This window comes from Roseitalea sp. MMSF_3546, from assembly GCF_030732865.1.
In the GTDB taxonomy this organism is placed as follows: domain Bacteria; phylum Pseudomonadota; class Alphaproteobacteria; order Rhizobiales; family Rhizobiaceae; genus Roseitalea.
This window is the reverse complement of record NZ_JASHKB010000016.1, coordinates 47,586-66,333: the sequence shown is the minus strand read 5'-3', so window position 1 is coordinate 66,333 and position 18,748 is coordinate 47,586. Positions and strand designations below refer to the sequence as shown.

The 18,748-nt window shown below is 66.3% G+C and carries 17 protein-coding genes; 14 read left to right on the top strand and 3 right to left on the bottom strand.

Features of this window, described 5'->3' with window-relative positions:
* Window positions 1–2 precede the first annotated feature (2 nt).
* The 3 genes from RBB34_RS13430 (at window position 3) to RBB34_RS13420 (ending at window position 3,158) form a co-directional block, all read left to right on the top strand.
* The gene (locus RBB34_RS13430) at window positions 3–1,364 is read left to right on the top strand and encodes a BCD family MFS transporter (RefSeq protein ID WP_306119736.1); all 1,362 of its coding nucleotides are present in this window, start codon (window positions 3–5) and stop codon (window positions 1,362–1,364) included.
* 13 nt (window positions 1,365–1,377) lie between these two features.
* Window positions 1,378–2,589, top strand: a complete 1,212-nt coding sequence (locus RBB34_RS13425) for a geranylgeranyl diphosphate reductase (protein ID WP_306119735.1) — start codon at window positions 1,378–1,380, stop codon at window positions 2,587–2,589.
* Window positions 2,590–2,840: 251 nt separating this feature from the next.
* On the top strand, window positions 2,841–3,158 hold the full coding sequence (locus tag RBB34_RS13420; RefSeq protein WP_306119734.1) for a hypothetical protein: 318 nt from the start codon (window positions 2,841–2,843) through the stop codon (window positions 3,156–3,158).
* Here the strand turns inward: RBB34_RS13420 and RBB34_RS13415 are convergent.
* Window positions 3,118–3,591: a TspO/MBR family protein gene (locus RBB34_RS13415; protein WP_346432540.1), complete on the bottom strand. Its 474-nt coding sequence runs from the start codon at window positions 3,589–3,591 to the stop codon at window positions 3,118–3,120. The genes RBB34_RS13420 and RBB34_RS13415 overlap by 41 nt on opposite strands.
* Before the next feature lie 543 nt (window positions 3,592–4,134).
* On the opposite strand from RBB34_RS13415, the gene RBB34_RS13410 reads away from it, so the two are divergent.
* The gene (locus RBB34_RS13410) at window positions 4,135–4,896 is read left to right on the top strand and encodes a Crp/Fnr family transcriptional regulator (RefSeq protein WP_306119733.1); all 762 of its coding nucleotides are present in this window, start codon (window positions 4,135–4,137) and stop codon (window positions 4,894–4,896) included.
* Window positions 4,897–5,086: 190 nt separating this feature from the next.
* Here RBB34_RS13410 and hemN read toward each other — a convergent pair whose 3' ends face one another.
* A complete protein-coding gene (gene hemN, locus RBB34_RS13405) occupies window positions 5,087–6,457 on the bottom strand; it encodes an oxygen-independent coproporphyrinogen III oxidase (protein ID WP_306119732.1) in 1,371 nt (456 codons plus the stop codon).
* Complete coding sequence (locus RBB34_RS13400; RefSeq protein WP_306119731.1) at window positions 6,454–7,020, bottom strand: hemerythrin domain-containing protein; 567 nt, start codon at window positions 7,018–7,020, stop codon at window positions 6,454–6,456. The genes hemN and RBB34_RS13400 overlap by 4 nt, the downstream gene beginning before the upstream one ends.
* Window positions 7,021–7,227: 207 nt before the next feature.
* Between RBB34_RS13400 and ccoN the strand changes: the two genes are divergently transcribed.
* The 10 genes from ccoN (at window position 7,228) to RBB34_RS13350 (ending at window position 18,691) form a co-directional block, all read left to right on the top strand.
* Window positions 7,228–8,874, top strand: a complete 1,647-nt coding sequence (gene ccoN / locus RBB34_RS13395) for a cytochrome-c oxidase, cbb3-type subunit I (RefSeq protein WP_306119730.1) — start codon at window positions 7,228–7,230, stop codon at window positions 8,872–8,874.
* An 11-nt stretch (window positions 8,875–8,885) separates the two neighbouring features.
* The gene (ccoO, locus tag RBB34_RS13390) at window positions 8,886–9,686 is read left to right on the top strand and encodes a cytochrome-c oxidase, cbb3-type subunit II (RefSeq protein ID WP_306119729.1); all 801 of its coding nucleotides are present in this window, start codon (window positions 8,886–8,888) and stop codon (window positions 9,684–9,686) included.
* 12 nt (window positions 9,687–9,698) lie between these two features.
* Window positions 9,699–9,854 carry a cbb3-type cytochrome c oxidase subunit 3 gene (locus tag RBB34_RS13385; protein WP_306119728.1) on the top strand — a complete coding sequence of 52 codons (156 nt, stop codon included), beginning with the start codon at window positions 9,699–9,701 and terminating at the stop codon, window positions 9,852–9,854.
* Window positions 9,854–10,729, top strand: a complete 876-nt coding sequence (gene ccoP / locus RBB34_RS13380; RefSeq protein ID WP_306119727.1) for a cytochrome-c oxidase, cbb3-type subunit III — start codon at window positions 9,854–9,856, stop codon at window positions 10,727–10,729. The genes RBB34_RS13385 and ccoP overlap by 1 nt, the downstream gene beginning before the upstream one ends.
* A gap of 250 nt (window positions 10,730–10,979) precedes the next feature.
* Window positions 10,980–12,536 carry a cytochrome c oxidase accessory protein CcoG gene (gene ccoG / locus RBB34_RS13375; RefSeq protein ID WP_306119726.1) on the top strand — a complete coding sequence of 519 codons (1,557 nt, stop codon included), beginning with the start codon at window positions 10,980–10,982 and terminating at the stop codon, window positions 12,534–12,536.
* A 3-nt stretch (window positions 12,537–12,539) separates the two neighbouring features.
* Window positions 12,540–13,022, top strand: a complete 483-nt coding sequence (locus tag RBB34_RS13370; protein ID WP_306119725.1) for a FixH family protein — start codon at window positions 12,540–12,542, stop codon at window positions 13,020–13,022.
* The gene (locus tag RBB34_RS13365; protein ID WP_306119724.1) at window positions 12,989–15,334 is read left to right on the top strand and encodes a heavy metal translocating P-type ATPase; all 2,346 of its coding nucleotides are present in this window, start codon (window positions 12,989–12,991) and stop codon (window positions 15,332–15,334) included. The genes RBB34_RS13370 and RBB34_RS13365 overlap by 34 nt, the downstream gene beginning before the upstream one ends.
* Entirely contained in the window at window positions 15,331–15,471 is a 141-nt protein-coding gene (gene ccoS / locus RBB34_RS13360) for a cbb3-type cytochrome oxidase assembly protein CcoS (RefSeq protein ID WP_306119723.1), read from the top strand. The genes RBB34_RS13365 and ccoS overlap by 4 nt, the downstream gene beginning before the upstream one ends.
* A gap of 134 nt (window positions 15,472–15,605) precedes the next feature.
* The gene (locus RBB34_RS13355; RefSeq protein WP_306119722.1) at window positions 15,606–16,937 is read left to right on the top strand and encodes an aspartate aminotransferase family protein; all 1,332 of its coding nucleotides are present in this window, start codon (window positions 15,606–15,608) and stop codon (window positions 16,935–16,937) included.
* A gap of 161 nt (window positions 16,938–17,098) precedes the next feature.
* The gene (locus RBB34_RS13350) at window positions 17,099–18,691 is read left to right on the top strand and encodes an ABC transporter substrate-binding protein (RefSeq protein ID WP_306119721.1); all 1,593 of its coding nucleotides are present in this window, start codon (window positions 17,099–17,101) and stop codon (window positions 18,689–18,691) included.
* Window positions 18,692–18,748: the final 57 nt, after the last annotated feature.

The window sequence follows — 18,748 nt, the reverse complement described above, 5'->3', positions numbered from 1 at the left end:
ACATGTTCCAGATCAGCGCTCTGAAACCGCCCGGCCTGACATGGCTGTCCATCGTCAGGCTCGGCCTCGTGCAGGCCGCGCTCGGCTCGATCGTGGTTCTGACCACCTCGACGCTCAACCGCGTCATGGTGGTCGAACTGGCACTCGCCGCCGTCATCCCCGGCCTTCTGGTCGGGCTGCACTATGCGGTGCAGATCGGCCGGCCGCTGTGGGGTCATGCCTCTGACACCGGCGCGAGCCGCACGCGCTGGATCCTTGGCGGGCTGGCCCTGCTCGCCGTCTCCGGCACCGCCGCCGCCGCCACCACGCTGCTGTTCGAGCACAGCTTCTGGGCCGGCATGGGCGCCGCGCTCATCGCCTTCACCTTCATCGGCTTCGGCATCGGCGCCTCGGGCACCTCGCTGCTCGCCCTGCTCGCAAGCCGCACGGCGCCGGCCCGCCGGCCGGCCGCCGCCACGCTCGTCTGGATGATGATGATCGCCGGCATCGTTGTCACCGCGATCGTCTCCTCGCTGTTTCTCGATCCCTATTCGCATCTGCGCCTGGTCACGATCACGGCGATCTCCGGCACCATCGCCTTCGTCCTGGCCGCCCTGGGCGTGTGGGGCATCGAGGCGCGCACCCGCGAGATCCGCGATCCGGCCGAGGCCGGCGCGCCATCCGTGCCCTTCCGCGAAGCGCTCGCCGATGTCTGGCACGACCCGACGGCCCGCACCTTCACCCTGTTCGTCTTCGTCTCCATGCTCGCCTACCAGACGCAGGACCTCATCCTCGAACCCTTCGCCGGCCTGCTGTTCGGCCACACGCCCGGCGAATCGACCGCCCTGGGCGGCATGCATCATGCCGGCGTGTTCCTGGGCATGGCCTTCGTCGGCATCGTCGGCAGCGTGTTCGCCAAGCGCCGGCCGGGTCTTCTGAAACTGTTCACCGTCGCCGGGTGCCTGGGTTCGGGGGTTGCGCTCGCGCTGCTGGCTCTTGCGGCGGGCGCCGCCCCGGCCTGGCCGCTTCAGGCCAACGTCTTCGCGCTGGGCGTCGCCAATGGCGTGTTCGCCGTCGCCGCCATCGGCACCATGATGACGCTGGCCGGCGCCGGCGCCAGATCGCGCGAAGGCATCCGCATGGGTGTGTGGGGCGCCGCCCAGGCCATCGCCTTCGGCCTCGGCGGCTTTGTCGGCACCGTCGCCATCGACATCACCCGCTGGCTGACCGGCGATGTGGCACTGTCCTTTGCCGTGGTGTTCGCCGGCGAGGCCGTGCTGTTCCTTGTCTCGGCGATGATCGCCGCCGGCATCGGCGTCGCCGCAACCACGCCTGGCCGGGTGCGGCACCGGCCCGCCGCTGCGCCCCTGCAGCCGGCCGAATAGGGAGGAAGCCTTGATGTCCCGACCGAACGCTGAGCATATCCACGACGTCGTCGTCATCGGCGGCGGTCCGGCCGGCGCCACCGCGGCCCATGATCTGGCCGCGGCCGGCCACGATGTGGTCCTTGTCGACAAGCAAGGCCGCATCAAGCCCTGCGGCGGCGCCATCCCGACCAAGGCGATCGGCGAGTTCGCCATTCCGCAGGACCAACTCGTCGCCAAGGCCCATGCCGCGCGCATCATCGCGCCATCGGGCAAGACCGTCGACATGCAGATCGGCAATATCGGCTATGTCGGCATGGTCGACCGCGACGTCTTCGACCCCTTCCTGCGCGAACGCGCGCGACAGGCCGGCGCCGAATACATTGTCGGCAGCTTCAAGGGTCTCGAACACAACCCCGACGGCACGGTGACCGCGACCGTCGCCGACAAGGCCGACAAGACACATGCTCACCGGCTGACCGCGCGCATGGTGATCGGCGCCGACGGCGCCAATTCGGCCGTGCGCCGCGCCGCCTTCGACAAGGCCAAACAGCCGCCATACGTTTTTGCCTATCACGAGATCGTCAAATCGCCGCAGGGCGCCGACCCCGCCCGGTTCCGCGCCGACCGCTGCGACGTGATCTATGACGGCCGCATTTCGCCCGATTTCTACGGCTGGGTCTTCCCCCATGGCGAACACACCTCGGTGGGCACCGGCTCGGCCGTCAAGGGCCATTCGCTCAGGGAGGCGACGCGCGCGCTGCGTGAAGCTTCCGGACTGGCCGATTGCGAGACCGTGCGCGAGGAAGGCGCCCCGCTGCCGCTCAAGCCGATGCGCCGCTGGGACAATGGCCACAACGTGGTGCTCGCCGGCGATGCGGCCGGTGTCGTCGCGCCCTCCTCGGGCGAAGGCATCTATTACGCCATGCTGACCGGCCGCCTGTGCGCCGACGCCGCGCTCGAGGCGATCGCCACCGGCCGCGCCGGCGCGCTGGCAACGGCCCGCAAGCGCTTCATGAAGGAGCACGGAAAGGTCTTCTTCATCCTCGGCATGATGCAGTACTTCTGGTATGCTTCCGACAAGCGGCGCGAGAAATTCGTGACCATGTGCGCCGACCCGGACGTGCAGCGCCTGACCTGGGAGGGCTATCTGAACAAGAAGCTGGTCCGCCGTGACCCGCTCGCCCACCTCAAGATCATGGTCAAGGACACCGCCCAGCTTCTCGGCCTCGCGCGCACGACCTGAACAGCGATCGGCATGATGCGGGCTCGCGTTTCGCCTGGCGACAGCACCCCCCTGTGTCCCTTCGGGACATCTCCCCCACAAGGGGGGAGAGGGGAGCATGCAGCGAGCTCAGGGTTCAAAGTCTGCAAGTACGGCGGTGAGACCGACCCCCGCGCCACTCTCCCCCCTTGTGGGGGAGATGTCGGCGCAGCCGACAGAGGGGGGTGCCGGCACGTTTGGCCAAACGAAGACAGCCGCGCCGAGCCCGCTCCATGACCACCCTTGTCGACTGGCTGAACGCCATCGCCGCGTCCGGCCGGCTGGCCGAGATCGCCATGGTGGTTCTGGTGCTCGAACTGGCCCTTTTTCTGGGCATCTACCGCGCCCCGGCCGCGCGCCGCACGCTGATCTTCAACACCGCCTCCGGACTGGCGCTGATGGCCGCGCTGCGTTCGGCGCTGCTCGGCCATGGCGCGCTCGTCATCGCCGGCTTCCTGTCGCTGGGCTTTGCGATGCACCTTGGCGAACTGTGGTTCCGCCACCGCGCCTTCACGAAGATGTCCGCACCGCCGCCATCGCCTCGGGATTGAGATCCATCACCCGCTTGTTGAGCGCGAACGCCACGCTCACCCAGACCAGATAGGGCACGAACAGGAGCGAGGCGACCGGCGAAACCGGCCAAGCCAGCACGATGAACGCGGCGATGGTCAGCCACATCGCGCCCGCATCGACCAAAGCCCAGTCCATCCGCCGGATTCCGAAGAACAGGTACGACCAGGCCGCGTTGAAGACCAGTTGCGCACCCCACAGCACGGTGGCGATGCCGAACCCGTCGACCCGCCAGACGATCCAGCCCGCTGCCCCGATCATCAGGTAGAGCGTCGTCCAGACCACCGGAAACGCCCAGTCGGGCGGCGTCCAGCCCGGCTTTCGAAGGTCCTTGTACCATTCGCCGGGCTTGAAGATGGCGCCCGATGCGCCCGCCACAACGATCAGGATTGCATAAACGACGGCGCTGATCATGGTTTCACTCCGATGGATATTGGCCGACGAACGCCACCGCTGGCCTGTCGGTTCTTGGTTGCGGCCAGACGCCGCGCGGCCGGCCGCCGGTGCTGATGCGCTCAGCCGGCCGTCGAGCCGACGCCGACCGGGATCGACGGGTCCGTCAACAACGCGGCGGCATCCGATGCAAGATAGGGCACTCGCCCGCGACATCAGGGGTTGTCGCCATTCGCCTCGGTGCCCACCTATCAGGCCAGGGACGCCGTTTGGCAAGCGCCGATGCATGCGCCGCAGTCTGCACCGGGCGGGCGCCAGCGACGCGTTCGCGGTGCCGTACAACGACGACAGCGGCAGTCGGCCGCAGTCCGCCGCGGCAAAAAACGATCGCGATCAGTTCCACGATCGCGTAGCTCGCATGTATGATGACGCAAGGTCCAGCATATTCAGTGGGTTACGAATTCGACGAACGGATTGTCGTCAATTCGTTAGCAAGCGTCCATAATTTGCGATATAATGAGTGTCAGGATATGTTGACACATATCGCCCATCGGGAGAACGGATGTGCACCAGAAAAAGGACGCACCGCTCAAGGCCCCCCGTCTTGACGTTCACAACTCGGATGTGCCGGTTCTGTGCCGGGCTTGCGAGGCGCGCCACAAGGGGATTTGCGGCTCCTTGACGCCGGACCAGCTCATCCAGCTCAGCCGTCACACCACCAAGCATGCCTATCGCAGCCAGTCCGAGCTGATCAGCGTCGGCGAGGATGTGCACACCTATTCGAACATCCTGTCCGGCGTGGTCAAGCTGACCAAGCTGATGGCCGACGGCCGCCAGCAGATCGTCGGCCTGCAATTTGCTCCCGATTTCCTCGGCCGCATCTTCTCGCAGCAGTCGAGCTATTCGGCCGAGGCGGCGACCGATGTCCGGGTCTGCTCGTTCCCCAAGAGCGTGGTCGAGGATCTCACCCGCACCGCGCCCAACATGGAGCATGCCCTGCACGAGCAGACGCTCAAGGAGCTCGACGAGGCCCGCGATTGGATGCTCACGCTCGGCCGCAAGACCGCCACCGAGAAGGTGGCCAGCTTCCTTTACCTGATCGCCTCGAACATCGACCCCGAAATGGTCGACGAAAGCCCGGTGATCCGCTTCGAGCTGCCGCTCAAGCGCCTTGAGATCGCCGATTTCCTCGGCCTGACCATCGAGACCGTCAGCCGCCAGATCACCAAGCTGCGCAAGGCCAATATCATCGAACTCGTCAACAACCGCACGGTGATCGTGCCTTCGATGGCACGCCTGGAGGCGGCCTGCGAGAACGACGAGTAAAAGCGCTGGCACTCATCGCGCACTTTTAACCCGCCCTTCCTCCCGCGCAAGCGCCGGAGGGCTGGGGCTCGGTGCGCGAAAGGCGGCGACATCCCTCGACGCTTGCCAGCGATCCACCCGCATCCTCAAGAGCGCGTTCGCGAGGCTGAAGGCAAGGGTCGATCGCTCGCCCGCTTGGCAGCGAGACCGCTCAGACCGCCTTCGAATACCTGAAGTTCGAATCGTTCAGATGCGCGTCGAACCGCGAGGCGACGATGCGCGCAAACGGGCGCGCTTGCTCGGGCACGAAGAATCCGTCGATGTCGACCCCGCACAGATCGTGCGTTTCGGCGTCGGCGATCGCGCAGGCCTCGTCGATGTACCCGTCGGCGGCCTCGCCGAACCGCGCTTCCAGATCGGCGAAGGAAATGCGGAAGTCGCACATCAGGCGTTCGATCATGTGTGCGCGCACCCGGTCGTCATCGCTCATCCGGTAGCCCTTGAGCGCGGTCCCGCGACCGGCATGGACGGCCTCCTGATACTGCCCGGTGGCGACGATGTTCTGCACGTATCCGCCCTCGAACGCGCCGATCGAAGAGGCGCCGAACGGGATCAGCACCTTGCACTGGTCGGTCGTGTAGCCCTGGAAGTTGCGGCGCAGATGGCCGGTGCGCGCCGCCGAGGCGAGCCGGTCGGCGGGCTTTGCGAAATGGTCGATGCCGATCGGATCGTAGCCCGCCGCCTCCAGCGTTTCGCCGGCCAGCACGGCCTGCTCGAAACGCTCGCTCATGTCGGGAAGCTGCTCGTCCTTGATCATCTTCTGATGCTTTTTCACCCAGGGCACATGAGCGTAGCCGAACAGTGCGATGCGATCGGGATCGAGCGAGACGACCTTGTCGATCGTGCTCATCAGCCGGGTCCGCGTCTGCAGCGGCAGGCCATAGAGCGCATCGATGTTCACCGAACCGACGCCGGCCGCGCGCATCGCCTCGATCACATCGCGTGTCTGCTCGAAGGTCTGCGGCCGGTTGATGGCCCGCTGCACCAGCGGGTCGAAGTCCTGCACGCCGACGCTGGCGCGCGTCACGCCAAGCGCGGCGAGCCCGGCCAGGGTGTCCTCGCCGACATCGGAGGGGTCGATCTCCACGCTGACCTCGGTCTGCGAGGTGAAGCGGAAGGCGGCGCGCAATCCATCGCCGAGACGGCCCATGTCCGCGCTGTCGAGGATGCTCGGCGAGCCGCCGCCGAAATGCACCTGGCCCGCCACCGGCACGAAGCCCGCGCGCTCGCCGAACGCGCCGATCTCGGCGACCAGCGCATCGACATAGGCGCGAACCGGTTCGTATTTGAGCGTGTGCTTCGTGTTGCAGCCGCAGAACCAGCACAGCCGGTCGCAAAACGGGATGTGAAGATAGATCGAGACCGGCTCGCCCGGCTCGAGCGCTCCGACAAGCGCCTCTTGCATCTCCGGCCCAAGCCCGGCGGCGAAATGCGGTGCCGTCGGATAGCTGGTATAGCGCGGCACCGCGCCGCCGCGCTGCGACAGCAGCGCCGAGAGGTCGTGTTTGGCCAGCAATGTCATCGATCCGTCTCCCCCATGCGCAGCATCGGCAAAATGTGCTCGCGCTCGAACGCCAGGTGACGCCGCAATCCGATGAAAAAACCGCGCAGCATATAGCCGAGCTTTTCGACGTTTTCCTCGCAGCGCCCGGCGACGAATTCGACGAGTTCGTGCTGAACCTCCTCGGCGAAGGCCTCGTCTTCCCAGTGCTCGCCATGCAGGCGGTCGAGCGTGGCACGCAGCGACCGATCGTCGGCGAACCGCGTCCGCAGCGCCGGAAACAGAAGCTGTTCCTCGAACTGATGGCTGCGGTGAATGATCGGATAAAGGCTGCGCGCCAGCGCCAGGCAATCGTCGTTGCGCACCTCCGCCGGCAGGCCGTCGGCGACCTCCTCCAGCCTTGTGCAAAGGTTTTGCTGCACGTTCAGATGGTGCTCGAGCGTGTTGGCGACCTGAGCCAGATCCATGCCATGCCCCATGGCATCACCCTTGTCGCGCGTCATCGCGCCGCCCTCGATCGCCGTCAGGACCGGCCGCTTGCCGTGCGGCGGCGTGGAGCGGCCCGGCTCCCCGGAAAGATTCATGCGGCCTGCCTTCGTTCTTGCGCGGCGAACATTGCGACAAACTAGTCATCCGACCTGTGTCTAGTCGTTGATCAAGATCAAAGCAGGTCAGCGGACGCACTGGCACAGACCGGCAAGACCCCGTGCGCCGGGCTGCGCGCGCATGTGGGAACCGCACATCGGGCGCGCGGCCAAACGATGCCGGAGCGCCAAGCGAGAGGAAATCAAATGAGAAATGCAAGCTGGGTCGTGGTGCTCGGGGCGGGGGCCTTCGTGGCGCTGCTCGGGGCAGCGCTCGGCCAAGACCAATTGTTCCGCACCCATATGTGGCTGCTGACGCTCGTTTTGGTCCTTGCGACCGTCGTCATGCTGCGCACGCTGCGCTTTTCGCCCGCTCCGGCGGCCCAGATTCCGTTCAAGTCGGCCCAGGACGATGTCCAGTACATGGACACGGTCATCCGTTACGGCACCATTGCAACGGTGTTCTGGGGTGTGGTCGGTTTTCTCGTCGGCGTCGTCGTCGCCGCCCAGCTCGCCTGGCCGCAGCTCAACATCGAGCCCTGGTTCAATTTCGGCCGCATGCGCCCGCTGCACACCTCGGCGGTGATCTTCGCCTTTGGCGGCAACGCGCTGCTGGCGACCTCGTTCTATGTCGTCCAGCGCACCTGCCGCGCCCGGCTGTGGGGCGGCGATCTGGCCTGGTTCGTCTTCTGGGGCTACCAGCTCTTCATCGTGCTGGCGGCCACCGGCTACCTGCTCGGCATCACCGCAGGCCGCGAATATGCCGAACCGGAATGGTATGTCGACCTGTGGCTGACCGTGGTCTGGGTCGCTTATCTGCTCGTGTTCATGGGCACGCTGATGAAGCGCAAGGAGCCGCACATCTACGTGGCCAACTGGTTCTATCTGGCCTTCATCGTCACCATCGCGATGCTGCACGTGGTCAACAACCTGGCCATGCCGGTCTCGTTTCTGGGCGCCAAGAGCTACTCGGCCTTTGCCGGCGTCCAGGACGCGCTCACGCAGTGGTGGTACGGTCACAACGCGGTCGGCTTCTTCCTGACCGCCGGCTTTCTGGGCATGATGTACTATTTCGTGCCCAAGCAGGCGAACCGGCCGATCTACTCCTATCGCCTGTCGATCATCCACTTCTGGGCGCTGATCTTCCTTTACATCTGGGCCGGCCCGCATCACCTCCACTACACCGCCCTGCCCGACTGGGCGCAGACGCTGGGCATGGTGTTCTCGGTCATGCTGTGGATGCCCTCCTGGGGCGGCATGATCAACGGTCTGATGACGCTGTCGGGCGCCTGGGACAAGCTGCGTACGGATCCGATCCTGCGCATGATGGTGATCGCCGTCGCCTTTTACGGCATGAGCACATTCGAGGGCCCGATGATGTCGATCAAGGCCGTCAACTCGCTCAGCCACTACACCGACTGGACCATCGGACACGTCCATTCCGGCGCGCTGGGCTGGGTCGGCATGATCTCCTTCGGGGCGGTCTACTTCCTGGTGCCGAAGCTCTGGCAGCGTCAGCGGCTTTATTCGCTGCGCATGGTCAACTGGCACTTCTGGCTCGCCACGCTGGGCATCGTGCTCTACGCCGCGGTGATGTGGGTCGCCGGCATCCAGCAGGGGCTGATGTGGCGCGAGTACAACGACCAGGGCTTCCTGGTCTACTCCTTCGCCGAATCGGTGGCCGCCATGCACCCCTATTACGTGCTGCGCACGGTGGGCGGGCTGCTGTATCTGACCGGCGGACTGATCATGGCCTTCAACATCTACATGACCATACGCGGCTATCAGCGTGACGAGATTGCCATGGGCGAGGAAGCCCCTGCGCCCGGCACCGTCAGCCAGCCGGCCGAATGAGGAAATCCGACATGGCAAAAGACCTGCACGAGGCCCCCGCCGAGGGCGCACTGCCCGAAGTCAAGGCCGATCCGGTCGCCCGGGGCACCCTGTTCAGCCACAAGACGCTGGAGCGCAACGCCACGCTTCTGCTCGGCGCATCGCTGGTCGTCGTTTCGATCGGCGGCATCGTCGAGATCGCGCCGCTGTTCTACCTCGAGAACACCATCGAGGAGGTGGAAGGCATGCGTCCGTATTCGCCGCTCGAACTGGCCGGACGAAACATCTACATCCGCGAGGGCTGCTATGTCTGCCATAGCCAGATGATCCGGCCGTTCCGCGACGAGGTCGAACGTTACGGGCACTATTCGCTGGCCGCCGAAAGCATGTACGACCACCCCTTCCAGTGGGGATCGAAGCGCAGCGGACCGGACCTGGCCCGGGTGGGCGGGCGCTATTCGAACGAATGGCAGGTCCAGCACCTGATCGACCCGCAATCGGTCGTGCCCGAATCGATCATGCCGTCCTACGAGTTCCTCATCGACACCGAGCTGCGGATCGAGGACGTGTCGGCGCACCTGGTCGCCAACCGCCGCGTCGGCGTCCCCTACACCGACGAAATGATCGACAATGCCGAGGCGGATCTGTTCGCCCAGGCCGACCCGAACGCCGACTGGTCGGGCGTCGAGGCACGCTATCCCAAGGCGGTCCTCGGCGATTTCGACGGCAATCCGAACCGGCTCACCGAGATGGATGCGCTGGTGGCCTATCTGCAAATGCTGGGCACCCTCGTCGACTTCACCGTCTACGAGCCCGAAGAGAACTTCCGCTAAGGGGTCGCACCGATGGAAACCTACAACGCCATGCGCACCTTCGCCGACAGCTGGGGCCTGGTCTACCTGATGGCGATCTTCATCTTCATCATCGTGTGGATCTTCCGCCCCGGCTCCCAGAAGCATGTCGACGATGCCGCTCAAATCCCCTTCAAGGAGGACCGGTAATGGCCGAGGACAAGAAAGACATCGACGAGATCTCCGGCGTCGAGACCACCGGCCATGAATGGGACGGCATCAAGGAGCTCAACAACCCCCTGCCCCGCTGGTGGCTGTGGACGTTCTATGCCACCATCATCTGGACCATCGGCTACACGATCCTCTATCCGGCCTGGCCCGGCATTACCGGGGCGACCGCCGGTGTCCTGGGCTGGACCTCGCGCGGCCAGCTGGCCGAGGAGATGCAGGCCGCCCGCGCCGAGCAGTCGGTCTGGCTCGACCGCATCGATCAGGCCGAGGTGACCGAGATCGCCGCCGACCCCGAACTGGTCCAGTTCGCCGTCGCCGGCGGATCGTCCGCCTTCAAGGTCTATTGCGTGCAGTGCCATGGCTCGGGCGCCCAGGGCAGCCCCGGCTATCCCAACCTCAATGACGACGAGTGGATCTGGGGCGGCTCGCTCGAGGAAATCGCCTGGACGATCCGGCACGGTGTCCGCTACGAGCCCGACTTCGACACGCGCTTCAACGAGATGCCGGCCTACGGCCGCGACGATATCCTCTCGCGCCAGGAGATCTCGGACGTCGCCTGGTATGTCCGCCAGATCTCCGGTCAGGAGTACGATGAAGAGGCCGCCGCGCGCGGCGCCGAGACATTCGAGATCGAATGCTCGGCCTGTCACGGCATCGAGGGCGAAGGCGTGCCCGAACTGGGCGGTCCCGCGCTCAACGACGCGATCTGGCTTTATGGCGGCAGTCACGAGCAGATCGTCGCCCAGATCAACAACCCGCAAATGGGTGTCATGCCCGCCTGGGGCGAGCGGCTGGGCGAGACGACGATCAAGCAGCTGGCGGTCTATGTGCACCAGCTCGGCGGCGGCCAGTAGCCGCCCCGGCCCGCCCCGACCCGGTCAACGAACGGCGCCTGCGGGCGCCGTTTTTCGCTGGGCCGGCGTCGCACCGATTATCGCGCGAACCGCAACAATCCCAGGCGATTCCTGCCAACCTGTCGCACCCGCCGCCCGGCGCCGGTTGACCCAAATCAACGACCCGGGTTCGCGGTCCATCTAACGGTGCTTATATGGCGGGTGGCACACCCGCCTTTCGCCATGAATTGCCGCAACAGCGAGGCACCGGGTGTTGGATCAAACCGCCGTCGAAAAGCTGGACGTCGAGGCCGTCAATGCGGGGGCCAAGGCGAGCTCGCAGCCGCTTTATGCGGCCCGCCAGAAAATCCACCCCAAGCGCGCCGAGGGGTTCTACCGTCGCCTCAAATGGATCATCATGGCGGTGACGCTGGGCATCTATTACGTCACGCCCTGGATCCGCTGGGACCGCGGCCCGCACGCCCCCGACCAGGCCGTGCTCATCGACATCGCCAATCGGCGCTTCTACTTCTTCTTCGTCGAGATCTGGCCGCAGGAGTTCATCTTCATCGCCGGCCTTCTGGTGATGGCCGGAATCGGGCTGTTCCTGATCACCTCGGTGGTCGGCCGCGCCTGGTGCGGCTACACCTGCCCGCAGACGGTCTGGACCGATCTCTTCCTGGTCGTCGAGCGCTTCTTCGAGGGCGATCGCAACGCGCGCATCAAGCTGGACAAGGAGCCCTGGACCGCGTCCAAGGTTTCCAAGAAGACCGCAAAGCATGCGGTCTGGCTGCTGATCGCGGTGGCGACCGGCGGCGCCTGGATCTTCTACTTCGCCGACGCGCCCACCCTGGCGGTCGACTTCGCCACCGGCCAGGCGCCCTTTGTCGCCTATGGCACGGTCGGCGTGCTGACGGCGACGACCTATGTGCTCGGCGCCATCATGCGCGAGCAGGTGTGCATCTACATGTGCCCCTGGCCACGCATCCAGGCGGCCATGCTCGACGAGAACTCGCTCGTGGTCACCTACAATGACTGGCGCGGCGAACCGCGCATGCGCGGCCAGAAGAAAGCCAAGGCGCAGGGCGTCGTTCCGGGCGATTGCGTGGACTGCAATGCCTGCGTCGCGGTCTGCCCCACGGGCATCGACATTCGCGACGGCCAGCAGCTCGAATGCATCACCTGCGCGCTGTGCATCGATGCATGCGACGCCGTCATGGACAAGGTCGGCCATGAGCGCGGGCTGATCTCCTACGCCACGCTGGCCGACTACAACCACAACATGCGGGTGGCCACGGGCGAGGACGGCAAGATCGACCCGACCCGCGTGCGCACGCCCGATGGCGGGTTCGTCGACCGCATCCGCACCTTCCAATGGCGCGAGATGCTGCGTTTGCGCACCGTCATCTACTTCTCGGCCTGGGCCGCCATCGGGATCGGCCTTCTGGTGGCGCTGGGCGCGCGCGACCGGCTCGAGGTCAACGTCCTGCATGACCGCAACCCGGTCTTCACCCAGCTTTCGGACGGCTCGATCCGCAACGGCTACACCGTCAAGATCCTGAACATGGTCGCCGAACCGCGCACCATCACGCTCAGCCTCGACGGACTGCCCGGCGCCACCATGGCGATCAACGGCATCGACGGCGAGCCGGCGCGATCCTTCGACATTCCCGTTGCGCCCGACAAGCTGCGCCCCTTGCGCGTCTTCGTCGCCCAGCCGCCCGAGCAGGTCCAGCCCGGCTCGACCGGCTTCAGCTTCGTCGTCGAGGAGGATCTGGCCGGCGAGGTCGATGTCTACAACGCCAATTTCGAAGCGCCGGAGGACTGATCCATGCTGCAACGCGTCTTCGCACCCAAAACGTTCACCGGCTGGCACTTCCTGGCGATCATTGCGGGCTATTTCGGCATCGTCATCGGCGTGAACCTGTTCATGGCCTGGAACGCCGTCGACAGCTGGACCGGCCTGGTCGTGAAGAATTCCTATGTCGCCAGCCAGCAGTTCAACGAGGTCACCGCCGAAAAGCGCGCCCAGCTCGCCATGGGCTGGAAGGCCATCCCCGCCTATGCCGACGGGACCATGACGCTTGAGCTTCACGACGCGCGCAAGGCCCCCATCGAAGGCGCGATCATCACCGCCACGCTCGGCCGGCCCTCCTATGACGCCGAGGACCACATGGTCCAGTTCGCCGAGACCGGACCGGGCGTTTATGACGGGCGCACCGAGCTTGCCGCGGGCATCTGGAATGCTGACGTGACCGTCACCGGCGCCGGCGGCGATGTGTGGACCCGGACCCTGCGCTTTACCGTGAAATGACCTGCTGCGGAGGAACCATCGCCGCCGATTGCGCCACCGATGCCAGCCGGACCGGCGGCTTTGCGCGCGCCGAGGAACTGCTCCATGCCGGCCGCGAGCGCGCCGACGGCACGGTCGAATACGTCTTTTCGGTGCCCGACATCCATTGCGGCGCGTGCATCTCGGCGATCGAACGCGCGCTCAAGCCCATGCACGGCGTCGCCTATGCGCGCGTCAATCTCTCGCTGCGGCGCGTGACCGTCCATATCCGGCCCGGCGAAACCGGGCCCGTGGAGATCGCAGCCGCCCTCGACACGCTCGGCTACCCGGCCCAGCCGGTCGATCTGGGCGACCTCGACGCGCTCGAACGCAAGCGCAAGGACGCCGAACTGCTCAAGTCGCTGGCCGTCGCCGGCTTCGCCTCGGCCAACATCATGCTGCTGTCGGTCTCGGTGTGGTCGGGCGCCGACGGGGCGACGCGCGACCTGTTCCACCTCATCTCGGCGCTGATCGCCGTGCCCGCTGTCATCTATGCCGGCCGGGTCTTCTTCCGCTCGGCCTGGGGCGCGGTCCGGCGCGGGCGCGTCAACATGGACGTGCCGATCTCGCTCGCCATCATCCTGGCGACCGGCATGAGCCTGTTCGAGGCGCTCAATTCGGGTCCCAAGACCTATTTCGAAGCGGCCACCATGCTGCTGTTCTTCCTTCTGATCGGGCGCTATCTCGACCAGCGCATGCGCGAGCGCGTTCGCACGGCGGTGGTCCAGCTCTCGCGCCTTTCGGCCAAGGGCGCCAATGTCGTCCTGCCGGACGGCGACACCCGCTATCTGCCCCTCGACGAGATCGAGCCGGGCATGCGCGTGCGCGTGTATGCGGGCGACCGCCTGCCCGTCGACGGCACCGTCCTTTCCGGGCGCAGCGATGTCGACCGCGCCCTCGTCACCGGCGAAAGCCTGCCCGTGCAGGCGGCCCAGGGCACCGCGCTCGAAGCGGGCGCGATGAACCTGACCGGCGTCCTCGACGTGACCGTCACCAACGCCGCCGACAAGTCCTTCCTGGCCGAGGTGCGCGCCATGATGGAAGCGGCCGAGAACGGGCGCGGCGCCTATGTGCGCGCCGCCGACCGCGCCGCGCGCGCCTATGCGCCCTTCGTCCATTCGCTGGCTGCCATCGCCTTCGTCATGTGGATGGTGATCACCGGCGGCGACTGGCACACCTCGCTGTACATCGCCATCGCGCTTCTGATCATCACCTGCCCCTGCGCGCTCGGCCTGGCGGTTCCCGTCGTCCATGTCATCGGCGCCTCGCGCCTGTTCGAAAGCGGCATCCTCATGCGCGACGGCGCCGCGCTCGAACGCATGGCCGAGGCCGATACGGTCGTCTTCGACAAGACCGGCACGCTGACCACCGGCACGCCGACCGTGACCGGCTGCGCCATCGGCGCCGAGGACGAGATCCGCATGGCGCGGGCGCTCGCGGCCGCATCGTCCCATCCGGCCTCGCGCGCGCTGCTGCGCCATCTTGGCACCGGCACGATGGCGCGCGGCGAGGCCGTCACCGAGCATCCGGGCCTTGGCATGGAGGCGACGTTCGGCGACCGGCGCGCCCGGCTCGGCCGCAGCGACTGGGTCGCCGAACTGGCCGGTCGGCCCGCTCCGGCCGAGGACGGCCTGGCCTTTGCCGTCGACGGTGGCGAACTTGCGCCGGTGTCGCTGGGCGAGGATGTCCGGCCCGGCGCCGTCCAGGCCATAAGCACCCTGCACCGCGCCGGGATTGGAACGCAGATCCTGTCCGGCGACGCCGAAGGTCCGGTCGCCCGGCTCGCCGCCGCGCTCGGCATCAACGCCTGGCGCTCCGGCCAGTCCCCGGCCGACAAGATCGCAACTGTCGAAGCGCTCGGCGATCAGGGCTTCAAGCCGCTCGTCGTCGGCGACGGCATCAACGACGCGCCCGCGCTGGCCGCCGGCCATGTCTCCATGGCGCCCTCGACCGGCTCCGATGTCGGCCGCACCGCCGCCGACTTCGTCTTCACCCGCGACAGCCTGGAAGCGGTGACGACCGCGCGCACCATCGCCCTGCGCGCCAACGCACTGGTCAGGCAGAACTTCGCGCTCGCCTTCGCCTACAACCTGATCGCCGTGCCGATCGCCATGGCCGGGCTTGTCACGCCATTGATCGCCGCGCTTGCCATGTCGGCCTCGTCGATTGTCGTGGTCGCCAATTCCATGCGCCTGACGCGCGGTTCGGTGACGGCGCTCGGGTCCGCGCCCGGCCGCGCGCCGCGCCATCGCGCGCGCACCGTCGCGACGGGCCCGCTGGAGGCCGCAGAATGACCCTTTTGTCCTTTCTCATCCCGATTGCGCTGTTCCTGGGGCTTCTGGGACTTGGCGCCTTCATCTGGAGCCTGAATTCGGGCCAGTATGACGACCTGGACGGCGCCGCCGAACGCATCCTCGAAGACGACGACTGAGCCCGCCGCCCGGCCCCGCCGTGAAACGGCTTGACCCGTCATGGGCCGGGGCCTAGCGTCATCCGAAACCACGTCGTCACAACGACAATGCCCGGCCGGCCTCCGCCCGTCGCCGGCCATGACGGGAGAAACCCATGCTCGACAAGCCCGCCTCGCGCCCCAACGATCTGTCCGCCTATTGGATGCCGTTCACGGCCAACCGGCAGTTCAAGCGCGCCCCGCGCATGATCGCCGGCGCCGACGGCATGTTCTACACGACCGACGACGGTCGAAAGGTGCTCGACGGCATTGCCGGGCTGTGGTGCGTCAATGCCGGCCACAACCGCCCCAGGATCGTCGGCGCCATCCAGGAACAGGCGGCCACGCTGGACTATGCGCCTGCCTTCCAGATGGGCCATGCCAAGCAGTTCGAACTGGCCTCGCGCCTGACCGCGCTCACTCCGGACGGGCTCGACCATGTCTTCTACACCAATTCCGGCTCGGAATCGGTGGAGACCGCGCTGAAGATGGCGATCGCCTATCACCGCGCCCGCGGCGATGGCGGCCGCTTCCGCCTGATCGGGCGCGAGCGCGGCTATCACGGCGTCAATTTCGGCGGCATCTCGGTGGGCGGCATCGTCGCCAACCGCAAGATGTTCGGCACCATGCTGACCGGCGTCGACCACATGCGACACACCCATGACCTCGACCGCAATCCCGGCTCGCGCGGCCAGCCCGAACACGGCGTCGAACTGGCCGACGACCTGCTGCGCATCGCCCAGCTGCACGATCCCTCGACCATCGCCGCGGTGATCGTCGAGCCGGTGGCCGGTTCGGCTGGCGTGCTGCTGCCGCCCAAGGGGTATCTGCAACGCCTGCGCGAAATCTGCAACGAGCATGGCATCCTGCTCATCTTCGACGAGGTGATCACCGGCTTCGGCCGGCTCGGCGCGCCTTTCGCGGCCGAGTATTTCGGCGTCACGCCCGACCTGATGACCGTCGCCAAGGGCATCACCAACGGCACCGTGCCGATGGGCGCGGTGTTCGCCTCCGACCAGGTGCACGACACCTTCATGTCCGGCCCCGAGCATCTGATCGAGTTCTTCCACGGCTACACCTATTCGGGCCACCCGCTGGCCTGCGCGGCCGCGCTCGGCACGCTGGACACCTATGCCGAGGAGGGATTGCTGACGCGCGGGGCGGAGCTCGCCGACTACTGGGCCGATGCGATCCATTCGCTCAAGGATCTTCCCCATGTCATCGACACGCGCAATCTGGGGCTGATCGGCGCCGTCGAGCTCGAACCGATCCCGGGCGCGCCGACCAAGCGGGCCTTTTCGGCCTTCCTGGAGGCCTATCACAACCACGATCTGCTGATCCGCACGACCGGCGACATCATTGCCTTTTCGCCGCCGCTGATCATCGAAAAGCAGCACATCGACCGCATCGTCGAGACGATGTCGGCGGTGCTCAGGTCGCTCGACTGACGCCGGCGGGGCGAGGGCCGCGCGGGCCCCTGCCCTGCATAAGCGAAATTGAACGCAGCGATAAGCCATGTTGATTTTTCGCTGGATTCGCCCGGAGGTCTCTGTCTAGTCTTCCGCTCACGTCCGCTGTTCAGGCGGATCAACCGTTCAGGGAGATAGACATGACAACAGCAACAAAGATCGTTGGCGCTGCGCTGACGGCCGCGCTGCTCGCCGGCACCAGCGTGATGGCCAGCGCCGAGACGCTGCGCTGGGCGCGCGCCGGCGACTCGCTCACCCTCGACCCGCATGCCCAGAACGAGGGCCCGACCCACGCGCTTGCCCACCAGATCTACGAGCCGCTGATCTCGCCCGACATGGCGGCCCAGCAGATTCCGGCCCTGGCCACCGAATGGTACGTCAAGGACGGCGATCCGAACGTTTGGGTGTTCGAGCTGCGCGAGGGCGTCAAGTTCCACGACGGCGCCGACTTCACCGCCGAGGACGTGGTCTTTTCGATCAACCGCGCCAAGATGCCCGACTCCGACATGAAGGAACTGCTGGTCTCGATCACCGAGGTACGCGCGGTCGACGACTACACCGTCGAGATGGTCACCGACGGGCCGAACCCGATCCTGCCCAACAACCTGACCAACACATTCATGATGGACAAGGGCTGGGCCGAGGCCAACGACGTCACCAAGCCGCAGGACTTCGAGGGCGGCGAGGAAACCTATGCGGTCCGCAACGCCAACGGCACCGGCCCGTTCCGGCTGGTCAGCCGCGAGCCCGACACGCGCACCGTGCTCGAGCGCAACGAGGACTATTGGGGCATGGACGACTTCCCCATGGAAGTCAGCGAGATCATCTACACGCCCATCCAGAACGCGGCCACGCGCGTTGCCGCCCTGCTGTCGGGCGAGGTCGACTTCATCCAGGACGTGCCCGTTCAGGATCTCGAGCGCGTCGGCGACAGCGAAGGGCTGATCGTCAACAAGACGGCACAGAACCGCACCATCTTCTTTGGCCTGAACGTCGGCAGCGACGATCTGGAAAACGACACCGTCGAGGGCGAGAACCCGTTCGCCAACAAACAGGTCCGCAAGGCCATGAACATGGCGATCAACCGCGAGGCGATCCAGCAGGTGGTCATGCGCGGCCAGTCCGCGCCCACCGGCGTGATCATTCCGCCCTTCGTCAACGGCTGGACCGAGGAGCTCGACCAGTATCCGGAGGCGGACGTCGAAGCCGCCAAGGCGATGATGGACGAGGCCGGCTATGGCGACGGGTTCACTGTCACGCTGCACTGCCCGAACGATCGCTACATCAATGACGAGGCGATCTGCCAGGCCGTGGTCGGCATGATGGGCCAGATCGGCATCGACGTGAACCTGGTCGCCCAGACCAAGGCCAATCACTTCCCGCTGATCTCCAACCGGGAGACCGACTTCTACATGCTCGGCTGGGGCGTTCCCACCTTCGACAGCGAGTATGTGTTCAACTTCCTGGTCCACTCGACGACCGACGAGCGCGGCTCGTGGAACGGTGCGCAATACTCCAACCCCGAGCTCGACGCCAAGATCCAGTCGCTGGCCTCCGAGACCGATCTGGAAAAGCGCAACCAGACCATCGCCGAGATCTGGGAGGTCGTTCAGGACGAGACGATCTACCTGCCGGTGCACAACCAGGTGCTCAACTGGGGCATGACCGAGAACATCGTCTTCCCGGTGCAGCCCGAAGACCAGCCGCACTTCAAGTTCATGCAGTTCAACTAAGCGTGACCGCGACGTGACGCCAACGGGCTTGGGGGCCCCGCGCCCCCCGGCCTACCC